Here is a 10753-nt window from a genome sequence, read left to right on the forward strand (position 1 = left end):
TGAGAGAGCGACATAGCATTATCCAAACTAAAAAGCTGGAGAAATGCTATGTCCACTATGCCGCCCATCATGACGAGGTTTGTTGCCTCGCTCCTATGTTTAACCATCTCAGTTCTTCCGATACATTCTTATGCTGGTAATCAGGAACCTAACATCGGAGCTGTTGGTCGTGATGCCAAACAATTTGGTTTATCTATTGCGAACGGAGTTAAGCAAAACTCTGCTCAGATTCAAGATGGTAAAATTTCTCTACCAGTCGGTAATGGTCAATCAACATCCATAAACATAAATGAACTGTTTCCTGGAGTTCAACCTGGTCAAAATACCGCAGAGTATTTCCCTGATGCAGCATCTCCAGAGGAGCTAGAACAGATATTTAGTGATGCTGATGCTATGGATCAGTTTGGTAATGAGGCAAAAGCCAATTTATTCCAAGACGCCAACAGCTCCAATCCCTCAATATCAGGTTCTGCATATCAAGTTCTCATGGATGCGGCCAATCGCTCACGCCCTGATTTCAGTAATGACCCGGTATTAAATCTAAGCAAAAAGACCTATGAGGATATGGACCTCATCGCAGGTGGCTTTGGGGATTGTTCTGCCGAAACAACCATTAATCAGAATACTATCAACGCCCACATTCCAGAGTATGAACGGTGTCAGCGTGTTGTAGATCAAAGCGCGGACTGTGAGGTTGTCCATGACTACGACGCCTCAGTTGTGAAGCACTATGATGGTCCATATAACCTCAAATCTTGTGGAGATGGCTGTACTGAGTTGTGGATTGGCCGAGTGGGTAACGACTACTGGAGTGGCAACTGTTCGATTTATGAGGAATACACGCGGGTCCAAGTCAGTAATCCAGACGCCATAGTGTCTGCAACGCTTGAGTACGCCAAGTGGGATGACTACATGCAAGTTTGGGTTGGTAAATCAGGTCAGGAAACTAAAGTATGGTCCGGCCCTGACGGCAATTTCCCTCCAGAAACGGCTGGCCGATGTGAATTGTCAACAAGTTGGGAGCGAAACCCTAATGTTGATGTCACTCCCTATTTCAAGAATGTGAAAGATGGTGATGTTGTTACGTTTAAGATCCGCGTTTCAGTAACTGGCGCAGGTGAGGGTTTTGGCCGCATAAAGCTACACTATGACCCATCAAAAGCCATTACCAAGGATGAGTGGGCTCCACAGAGCTGCATGGATTCAGCCAAAGGGGTTGTAGATGGTTTTGCGGAAGGCGAGATCACTTGTATAGATGACCCGACTGATGCTACAGGCTGCACAGTCATCAACGGGATCAAAGTTTGCGAATCCCAACTGAAACCGTCACCTTTCCCTGGCATTCCAAAGCTGTGCAAAAAGGTTCGAGTTAAAGCCGACTATGACTTTTATAAGGGGCAAATGGACTGCTGGACAGATCCTCAAGGTGAAACACACTGCCCTGTAAATACTGGTGGAAATCTAAACAGTTGCCAGATGTACGAGGATAATCCTCAGTGTGGATTTATTAGTTCTGAATGTATTGATGGAGCAGAGGGTTCCTCGGGTAAGTGTTATGTGTTTAAAGATACCTACGACTGCGGAACGGACATATCAATACCTACTTTAGAGAAAGAAACGACGTATCAATGTGGTGGACCCATTAGGTGTATGGGGGATGATTGTCTCGATATAACAAAGTCACAAAGCACTGATTTCGCTCGTGCATCTGCATTGTTGAATGCAGCTCAGTTCATGACTCAGGATATGAGTTGTACTGGTCAAAATGATGATGATAACCCCACTGGTGAAGAAAATGTGATGTGTTCAGCTTTTGCCGGTGAGGCTGGGGAATGCAAGATTGCTGTGGGTGGTGTCTCAGATTGTTGTGAAAAGCCGACGAATATTTCGTTTGCTGATTATCTCAATTTGATTATGGCCGTGCCTAAGCTAGACGGTGCCGTTATGGGACTCTCTGATGGCAGTGCCGTGAAAGGAGCATACCAAGTATTAAGAGACCCCGTAATGTCTGGCTGGACCGAAATAACACAGCCTTTTGCAAGTTATATAGAAAATATTAGTGGAGCGGTTGATAGTTTTCTCCAGCCTGTTCAACAGTTTGCCCAAGATACTATTGGCGCATTAAAGGAGCAAATTACCAAGCTGACTTCTGAAGCTCTAGGGAATGCTTCTGCGACGGGGGCCGCAGGCGTACCTGCCGGGGCTCCTGAATCAATGACTGAACAAATCCTCGGCCAACAAGGTGCCGCCATGCTAAGCACCGTTATGACTGTTTACACTGTCTATGTAGTGTCGATGGTCATGATCCAAATGATTTGGAAGTGTGAGGAAAAGGAATTCACTATGAATGCTAAACGAGCACTGAATAGCTGCACATACGTTGGATCTTACTGCAAGTCCAAAGTGCTGGGAGCATGTGTGGAGGAGAGAGAGTCCTATTGCTGTTTCAACTCGCCACTATCCAGAATTATCCAGGAGCAAGTTCGGCCACAATTGGGTCTTAACTTTGGTGATGTGCGCGCACCTCAATGCGGCGGAATTCCATTGGATCGAATAGCAGATATTGATTGGAGTAAGGTCAACCTAGACGAATGGTTGGGGATACTTCAGCAAAATGGAAAACTTCCTGATCCCGCATCGTTAAACTTGGATGCTTTAACGGGAGCTGGAAGTGATTTTAATATTGATGGTACTCGACAAGACGCCTCAGAACGTATCATGGAGCGGCTGAAAGGGATTAATGTGGACAAAATTAGAAACGACAAAGCGCGTGAAATCTTTCCTGACTTGGATGGCAATGGTGGTTGATGTTTATCAATGAGAAACTTTCACATGTGAAAGTTTTTGTGTTGGAATAAATCTTCAAGGTGCCCAAATAGGGCACTTACAGAGGCCATGTTTACGGGGGTTCACCCTCAAAATTTCTCCAGTAAATCAATGATGATGCTGGAGAAATTTATGCAGCAAACTTTAAATGAAAAAGATTACAGTCACCTGCAGATGATCTCTGTCTATGAGGTGACAGCCTTACTTAAAATATCTGTGCCAACGCTTCAGCGAATCCGCACAAACGACCCCTCATTTCCCAAACCATATAAGATCAGTGGCGATAAAACATTAAGATACAGATTAGATCAGTTGGAGGTATGGCTTGATTCCCGCAGGGTAAGTAATGAAGCCATTTAGCCAACTACTTGCTCAGTATCAGACTGATATTGAAATAAAACATAATGGTAAATCACAAGTCTTGAGTCGGGCTGATTCTGAATTAATAGATGCTTCTGTAAGGATTAATTCAGATCCACCCTCACCCAATGATTTCACTTTTATGCACTCAATTATGTGCCAGATCGGTTTACCTCGTTCAAGAGTAAATGGAGTTGAGTTTGAAAGGCGCTGCGGTGCTGCTGGTCTCTACGTTCGAGCGGGTAAAATATGGGATGGAAAACAGTTTGTTCAGCAGCCGGTTCCCTATGGGCCAATGCCCCGTTTGGTAATGGCATATCTGAACACTCAGGCCTTACGCTCTAAGTCACCGGAGATTGATGTCGGCAGTAGCGCTAGAGGCTTCCTTAAACAACTGGGCAAGGATTCATCAGGAGGGAAAAACGGAAGCTATACAAACTTCCGTAAACAGGTTATGGCGTTGTCTGCTTGTAGTATTACGCTTGGTTTTAGTACTGCTGACAAAGCGATCACTTACGATGGTAAGCCAATCCAAAAATTTGAGGCTTGGATTGGTAACAATGATAATCAAGGTGCTTTATGGCCCGGTGTTATTACATTTTCTCAGGAGTACTTCGCGACGTTAAGCGAACATGCAGTGCCGCTTGATTTAAGAGCTTTAAATCAGCTTAATAGCAGTGCACTGGCAATGGATATTTATGCCATGCTTGCGGATCGTTTACATCGAATTAGTGGTAGGCCTGTTGTATTGTACTGGCGTAATTTACGTGAGCAGTTTGGTCAAGAATACACCGGAGACGACGCTGACAGGAATTTTAAAAAGGTATTCCTTCCTGCTTTAAAGAGAGTTCTTTCTGTTTACCCGGATGCAAAAGTTAAGAGAGTGACTGGCGGAATTTTGATGATGTCCAGCCCCCCACCGATTCCATACCGTAATTAAATTAATAACCGGCCCATGTGCCGGTTTTTTTTATGTTATTGCTTTGCAAAGTTGTGGAAAACCCTGTTGGTTTTGGATTTTATCCACGCATAATCGCCCCCCTTTTTACGCATAATTACCCCCCTGACTACTGACGATCTGCGCATAATCCCCCCCCTTGCCACGCATAATTACCCCCCCCCCCTAAACCTATAGGTATTGCCTTTAAAAAATCCTATAAAGATACCTATAGTTGAACCATGTTCAGGTGTTAATAACTTTGTTCGCGCCCTAAAAGGGCAGATCCAGAGCCGAGGATCTGAAACCTGTGTTGGTAGACTAAACCAGTCGATTATTTATGGGTTTCAGTAGATATGACTATGCAAGAGACAGAGTTGCTTAATAGTGTTTTGAAAGAACTGGCTGAGATAAAAAACATGCTCGCTAGATCGTCAGGAGCAGACAAAGTTAATTTGGAAAAGGTAATGCTGAACATTGATGACTGTGCTGAGCTGACAGGGTTGTCAAAAGGTCATTTATACAAGTTAACCAGTCAAAATGTTATTCCGTTTTACAAACCAAATGGTTGTCGGATTTATTTTAAGCGGGAAGAAGTGATCGATTGGCTACAGTCCAACCGGGTCAAGACAAACACAGAAATTTCAAAGGAAGTGAGTTCGAGAATAATCAGGGGCCAAAGAAATTAATTTTTTTGGCCCTATGTCTATTGTTCTGTTTTAAAGACTGTCGGCAAAAATATCAGGAAAGCTCCGCATTGCGTCCCTTCTTCTTTGATCTAAGATATCAGCATAAATCTCAGTTGTTTTCAGTTCACTGTGGCCCAGCAAGCGTGATAATGAATAAATATCTAAGCCCCGCGCAAGCTGGTTAACTGCAAACGAGTGGCGACCGGCATGGAAAGTTACATGCTTGGTTATTCCAGCAAGCATTGCCCAATGAAGTAGCGCTACGTTGGTATAGCTGCTGTATCGCAATGCTTTAAACACGCGTTCATCGTTATCCTTGCGCTCTCCCATCAACCTTACCGCTGAATCTGGTAAGTCGAGGTATTGAAGTGCCGTTCCTCTATTCTGGATTTTTTTCTGCTTAAAAATGATTCGAAAATGGCCTTGCTCAAATTCTTCCACTTCTGACCAAACTAGCTTCTGTATGTCAGACCAGCGCAGTCCTGTTGTGCAGCTAAACAGAAAGGCTCGTTTAAGCACGTCATAGCGACATTCAGCTTTTGCCATAGCTTTTATCTCTTCCAGAGTCAGATAAACCCTTTGGTTTGTTTCTGGTTTAACGCTTTTCACCGTCCGAACAGGGTTATCTCTGATAATCCCCTCTTGGTATGCCTGATTCAGGGCCGCCCTTATTTTATTGAAGTAACTGCTTACTGTATTTCTTGACAGCAGTTGATCAGATTTCGTCGTTGCACTTTTCAAAAGATAAGTTTTAAAACCCTCAAGAAAGGCTCTATCAATATCTTCGAATGTGAGTTCTGCTCGCCCATGGTAGCGTCTCAGATGATGTCCGGCTGAGACCCAAATTGAATAATTGGATTTACTGCCAGAAGCTTTGCTATCGGTAACTGAATCGTAATAATCGAAGAAACTGGCAGAGAGTTTAGTTCGATCCTCCAGCTTATGCTTTGATGTCTCGCTTTCAAGCAGTCTCTTAGATCGCACAGCTTCAGCGATCCTTAAAGCTTCTTTATTGTGCTCTCGCTCTGCTGGAGAGCGCGGTTTGTCATAGATGAAGATGTCTAGTGGCTCGTGTGAACGTTTCAGTTTACGTTGCCCGTCTTCAACGTTGGAACCGTAGTAATATACCAAGCGCAAAGAGCGTTTTCCTTCGCGGTCTGGCTGTCGCTTTTCGATAGATACTTTCATTGATGGTTTTCCCCGTGTTCCCCACGATTATATGGCTGGGGAACACACAGGGCAATATATGACCAAAAGAACACAGGAGAAGTAAAAAGAAAACTAAAAAACATCGTTAGATTTATTTTTTTTGTGTTCAAAATCAATATTTTAGTTTGTTTTCTTTTGGTGTCTTTTGACTTCTTTTTCTTTCAAGTCTATAACTTCACTTCCCAATACAGAAACTTGAGAAAATGCGGCCGAGCAAATCATCTGATGTGAATTCCCCCGTGATTTCACTGAGCTCTTGTTGCGCTAAACGTAATTCTTCGGCTAATAGTTCTCCTGAACGGGCAACGACCAATTGCTCATGCCCCTGAGCTAAATGCACAGCAGCAGCATCTAATGCCTGTAAATGGCGGCGGCGAGCCAAAAACCCCCCCTCCGTGTTACTATTAAAACCCATGGTTTCTTTGAGATGATCGCGCAGCAAATCTATACCCAGTTCTTCACGCGCCGATAAACGAATCAATGGGTAACGCACATCCCCTACAAATTCTATTTTCTCACCCGTTTTATCGGCTTTATTACGGATGACCGTTACGGGTAAAGTTTCAGGTAAACGCGCCATAAACTCAGGCCAGATAGCTTGTGGTTCTGTCGCATCTGTCGTGGTGCTATCAAGCATAAAAAGAACACGGTCAGCTTGTTCGATCTCTGCCCAGGCACGCTCAATACCAATGCGCTCTACTTCATCACTTGCCTCACGTAAACCGGCTGTATCAATAATATGTAGCGGCATGCCGTCAATATGAATATGTTCACGTAATACGTCTCGTGTGGTACCCGCAATATCCGTAACGATGGCAGCTTCACGCCCTGCTAATGCATTTAACAGACTCGATTTACCTGCATTAGGACGCCCAGCAATAACCACTTTCATTCCTTCACGCAGTAAACTCCCTTGGCGTGCTTCAGAGCGAACTCGGGCTAAATCGGCAATCACCTCATTCAACTTCGCTTCAATTTTTCCGTCAGAGAGAAAATCAATTTCTTCATCGGGGAAATCGATAGCCGCTTCTACATAGATACGCAGAGTCGTTAGTGCTTCAACCATTTGATGAATTTGAGCAGAAAACGCGCCTTGTAAAGAGTTCATTGCCGAACGAGCAGCTTGTTCTGAACTTGCATCAATAAGGTCTGCAATCGCTTCTGCTTGCGCTAAATCTAGCTTATCGTTCAAAAAGGCGCGTTCAGAAAATTCACCCGGATTGGCAATACGAACGCCTTCAATCGTAAGAATCCGTTTCAGTAATAAATCTAGAATGACAGGGCCACCATGCCCTTGCAGTTCTAAAACATCTTCCCCTGTAAATGAATTTGGGCCAGGAAAGAAGATAGCAATACCTTGATCAAGTACGCTGTCATTAACGTCTCGGAAAGGTAAATAATCCGCATAACGTGGTTTTGGCAGTTTACCCAATACCGTTTGAGCAACAAAAGCCGCTTTCGGGCCTGATACTCGTAAAATACCGACTCCACCACGACCTGGAGGCGTTGCTTGGGCAACAATCGTATCGTTGGTTTGCATGATGTTTCTCTGTCATAGCTATAAAAAATTAAGGCGGTCCGTAATGGCCGCCTTAATACTATATCCTTAAGTGGCCTTTCGGCTCACCTAAGATTGAGATTATTTTTTCTCTTTTTTATCGCGACTATGTAGACCACGTTTTTCCAGACCACGATAAATAATCTGTTGCTGGATGATGGTCACTAAGTTACTCACGATATAGTACAGTACCAGACCTGATGGGAACCACAGGAAGAAGATAGTGAATACGACCGGCATATAGGTCATAATCTTCTGCTGCATTGGGTCTGTCACCGCCGTTGGCGACATTTTCTGAATAACGAACATCGTCACACCCATTAATACTGGCAGGATGTAGTATGGGTCTTGTGCTGACAAGTCCTGAATCCAACCAAAGAATGGGGCATGACGTAGCTCAACAGAGCCCATCAACATGTAATAAAGTGCAAGGAAGATTGGCATTTGGATAAGTAGCGGTAAACAACCACCTAGTGGGTTTACTTTTTCTGCCTTATACAACGCCATCATTTCTTGGCTCATACGCTGTTTATCATCACCAATACGCTCACGCATCGCAGCCAGTTTTGGTTGCAGTAAACGCATTTTCGCCATTGATGTGTACTGAGCTTTTGTCAGCGGGTACATGATACCACGGACGATAAAGGTAATAACGATGATAGCAATACCCCAGTTACCGACAAAACCGTGAATGAATTTCAACAGCTTGAACAGTGGCTGAGAGATAAACCATAACCAACCGTAATCAACAGTTAAATCTAAGTGAGGAGCAACTTCAGCCATCTCTGATTGGATTTCAGGACCAACCCATAATGTAGATGAATAAGTTCCAGCACCATTAGCCGCAATAGTCATTGGCTCACTCTTATAACCAATGATGGCTGACTGTTTATCAAGGTCAATGGTATAGAAAGTGCTTTTTTCGTTGCTAGCAGGGATCCATGCGGTTGCAAAATATTGTTGCAACATCGCTATCCAGCCACCTTTCGTTGTGATATTCAGGTTTTTATCTTCAATATCACTAAAGCTATATTTTTTATAGTTAGTTTCATCTGAAGAATAAGCAGCACCGCGATAAGTATGTAAGGCGAAGTTGCTACTACCTGTATCACGTTCTTTTGGTAATTGAATTGTTTGTTTCAATTGACCAAAGAAGGCGAGATTTAAAGGTTGTGCTGTTGGGTTTTGAATATTGTATTCAACATCAACAGTATACTGGCCGCGTTTCAAGACATAGGTTTTTTGATAAACCACACCGTCTTTATCGGTGAATGTCATTGGCACACGCAGCTCATTTTGGCCATCTTGTAATACGAAGCTTGATTCAGCCGTGGTATACACAGGACGTTGACCATTATTATTCGCTGGGTTGTCTGGACCGTGTTGGCCAATCAGACCACTTTGAGCCTGATAAAGAAAGTCAGGCGCCGTTTCCAATAGACGGAAAGGGTCTTCTGAATGAAGGGTTGCAGGATAGGCTAACAAGTCAGCCTCATCGATATCACCACCACGAGTATTGATGCGTAAATCTAACACATCTGTTTTCACTGTGATCAGCTTACCTTGCCCACTGCTCGTCACAGTTTGGGAATCACTGCTTGGCATATCTGTTCGTTGTGCCGTTTGGACAGTTTTTATATCCTGAGCAGCTTTATCGCTCTCCCAGGCCTGCCATACTAAGAACGAAACAAATAGCAAAGCGATGAGTAGAAGATTGCGTTGCGAATCCATCGTTATAATTCTCTATTATCATCGTTTTTTTTAGGCGGAACAGGATCGTCTCCACCAGCGTGTAAAGGGTGGCATTTTAATACGCGTTTCGCCGTTAACCAACTACCTTTTAACATTCCAAACCTGCGCAATGCCTCAATTCCATAATTTGAACAAGTTGGATTGAAACGGCAACGTGGCCCTAACAGCGGGCTAATTGCCAATTGGTATCCCCTAATCAAGCCAATCAGGAGTTTTGAGCCAAGCGACAGTGTCGACGCCATAATTTACCCAATGCTTCCGTGATTTGTTGATTATCGAGATTAGAAACCCCTTTTCTTACCAATACCACAAAATCCATTGGCGGTAACTCGTGTTGATGCAAACGAAAATATTCACGCGCTAATCGTTTAATTCGATTTCGCTCATGAGCTCGTTTAACATTTTTTTTAGCGATGGTAAGACCGATGCGGGGATGCCCCAGCTCGTTTAGGCGACCAAGGATTGTTATCTCTGGGGAACTCGCCCTCTGCGGCTGCTTAAAGACATTATCGAAATGCCTGGGAGTTAGCAAACGTAACTCCCGGGTAAAAGCGAGCTTAACCACTGGAATAGAGGGCTAGCTTTATTACTTAGATGAAACGGTCAGACGAGCGCGGCCTTTAGCACGACGGCGAGCCAGAACCTGACGACCATTTTTAGTGGCCATACGAGCACGGAAACCGTGTGAACGGTTGCGTTTCAGTACGGACGGTTGAAAAGTGCGTTTCATAACGATTTCTACCTAACTTTAAAATTTATTACTGATTCAGTAAACGCGTTGGCAACCAGTGGAAACTGATTTACACCTGTGCCTCTATCGCAACAATATAGAAAGAGGCAGGATTGTAATAAAACATAGGGGGTCACGTCAATGAAATGACGCAATCAAACCACTTTTATTTATAGCCTGGCTGACAGGTTTGCTGACATATGCTGCAACAGCGAATGAAGCTTAAAGCCCATAATTTACTTTAAATTAGTTCATTATGAAAACAACTTCAATGCGCTATACAGGGTGGGAGATTATACGGACTCCACCTCAAAGCGCAAGGATCATCGAGCGATCTAAAAATATTTTTTGATCCTTAGAGAATATTTTCCATAAATCGTCTAAAGTTATCCCCAGCTTTGTGGAAAAAATGTCGCGGATCGAGATCAAAGTGCGCGTTACTCCTATAACCGCATTGTCTTACCACATTTACCTGTGGATAAAAAGCATAAAAACTGTGTAAAAGAATGAAGATCTCTTGCCAATTTTACGGTATGATCTCCGGTCACATTTCCGATCTGAAGATCGGGAAAATACGTTGAGTAAAAATGAATCACATGAGCTTCGCTGGGACTTGTATAAAGCGCCAGTAAAAATTCTTTGCTTAATCTGTACTTCTTTTGTTTCATTGATCTTGTTTAGGGGAGTCCACC

Annotated in this window: 10 protein-coding genes; 4 read left to right on the forward strand and 6 right to left on the reverse strand. The window is 43.6% G+C overall.

Translation table 11 applies throughout. The features are described 5' to 3' along the window. Positions 1-48 precede the first annotated feature (48 nt). The 4 genes from traN (at position 49) to ACWPW6_RS18645 (ending at position 4812) form a co-directional block, all read left to right on the forward strand. Positions 49-2808 carry a conjugal transfer mating pair stabilization protein TraN gene (gene traN, locus ACWPW6_RS18630; protein WP_000106055.1) on the forward strand — a complete coding sequence of 920 codons (2760 nt, stop codon included), beginning with the start codon at positions 49-51 and terminating at the stop codon, positions 2806-2808. Between the two features lie 150 nt (positions 2809-2958). Continuing rightward, the gene (locus ACWPW6_RS18635) at positions 2959-3186 is read left to right on the forward strand and encodes a helix-turn-helix transcriptional regulator (RefSeq protein ID WP_223805430.1); all 228 of its coding nucleotides are present in this window, start codon (positions 2959-2961) and stop codon (positions 3184-3186) included. A 142-nt stretch (positions 3187-3328) separates the two neighbouring features. Beyond that, positions 3329-4126, forward strand: coding sequence for a replication protein RepA (locus ACWPW6_RS18640; protein ID WP_257759956.1), 798 nt, complete (start codon positions 3329-3331; stop codon positions 4124-4126). A gap of 359 nt (positions 4127-4485) precedes the next feature. Beyond that, positions 4486-4812, forward strand: coding sequence for a helix-turn-helix domain-containing protein (locus ACWPW6_RS18645; protein WP_001158411.1), 327 nt, complete (start codon positions 4486-4488; stop codon positions 4810-4812). A gap of 30 nt (positions 4813-4842) precedes the next feature. Here the strand turns inward: ACWPW6_RS18645 and ACWPW6_RS18650 are convergent, their stop codons facing one another. From ACWPW6_RS18650 to rpmH, 6 genes are all read right to left on the reverse strand, one after another. Further along, positions 4843-6000 carry a site-specific integrase gene (locus ACWPW6_RS18650; RefSeq protein WP_000868608.1) on the reverse strand — a complete coding sequence of 386 codons (1158 nt, stop codon included), beginning with the start codon at positions 5998-6000 and terminating at the stop codon, positions 4843-4845. Positions 6001-6196: 196 nt separating this feature from the next. Further along, on the reverse strand, positions 6197-7561 hold the full coding sequence (gene mnmE / locus ACWPW6_RS18655) for a tRNA uridine-5-carboxymethylaminomethyl(34) synthesis GTPase MnmE (protein WP_154623504.1): 1365 nt from the start codon (positions 7559-7561) through the stop codon (positions 6197-6199). 99 nt (positions 7562-7660) lie between these two features. Further along, positions 7661-9310, reverse strand: coding sequence for a membrane protein insertase YidC (gene yidC, locus ACWPW6_RS18660; RefSeq protein WP_154623503.1), 1650 nt, complete (start codon positions 9308-9310; stop codon positions 7661-7663). 2 nt (positions 9311-9312) lie between these two features. Further along, a complete protein-coding gene (yidD, locus tag ACWPW6_RS18665; RefSeq protein WP_014657163.1) occupies positions 9313-9573 on the reverse strand; it encodes a membrane protein insertion efficiency factor YidD in 261 nt (86 codons plus the stop codon). Further along, complete coding sequence (gene rnpA / locus ACWPW6_RS18670) at positions 9537-9896, reverse strand: ribonuclease P protein component (protein ID WP_163863441.1); 360 nt, start codon at positions 9894-9896, stop codon at positions 9537-9539. The genes yidD and rnpA overlap by 37 nt, the downstream gene beginning before the upstream one ends. A 21-nt stretch (positions 9897-9917) precedes the next feature. Then, a complete protein-coding gene (gene rpmH, locus ACWPW6_RS18675; RefSeq protein ID WP_004906236.1) occupies positions 9918-10061 on the reverse strand; it encodes a 50S ribosomal protein L34 in 144 nt (47 codons plus the stop codon). Positions 10062-10753: the final 692 nt, after the last annotated feature.

This window comes from Providencia sp. Marseille-Q8014 (assembly GCF_965112055.1).

Excerpts from the sequence above, each read along its gene's own strand:
- traN (WP_000106055.1), top strand. The coding sequence starts at position 49 with ATGTCCACTATGCCGCCCATCATGACGAGGTTTGTTGCCTCGCTCCTA.
- ACWPW6_RS18635 (WP_223805430.1), top strand. The coding sequence starts at position 2,959 with ATGCAGCAAACTTTAAATGAAAAAGATTACAGTCACCTGCAGATGATC.
- ACWPW6_RS18640 (WP_257759956.1), top strand. The coding sequence starts at position 3,329 with ATGCACTCAATTATGTGCCAGATCGGTTTACCTCGTTCAAGAGTAAAT.
- ACWPW6_RS18645 (WP_001158411.1), top strand. The coding sequence starts at position 4,486 with ATGCAAGAGACAGAGTTGCTTAATAGTGTTTTGAAAGAACTGGCTGAG.
- ACWPW6_RS18650 (WP_000868608.1), bottom strand. The coding sequence starts at position 6,000 with ATGAAAGTATCTATCGAAAAGCGACAGCCAGACCGCGAAGGAAAACGC.
- mnmE (WP_154623504.1), bottom strand. The coding sequence starts at position 7,561 with ATGCAAACCAACGATACGATTGTTGCCCAAGCAACGCCTCCAGGTCGT.
- yidC (WP_154623503.1), bottom strand. The coding sequence starts at position 9,310 with ATGGATTCGCAACGCAATCTTCTACTCATCGCTTTGCTATTTGTTTCG.
- yidD (WP_014657163.1), bottom strand. The coding sequence starts at position 9,573 with ATGGCGTCGACACTGTCGCTTGGCTCAAAACTCCTGATTGGCTTGATT.
- rpmH (WP_004906236.1), bottom strand. The coding sequence starts at position 10,061 with ATGAAACGCACTTTTCAACCGTCCGTACTGAAACGCAACCGTTCACAC.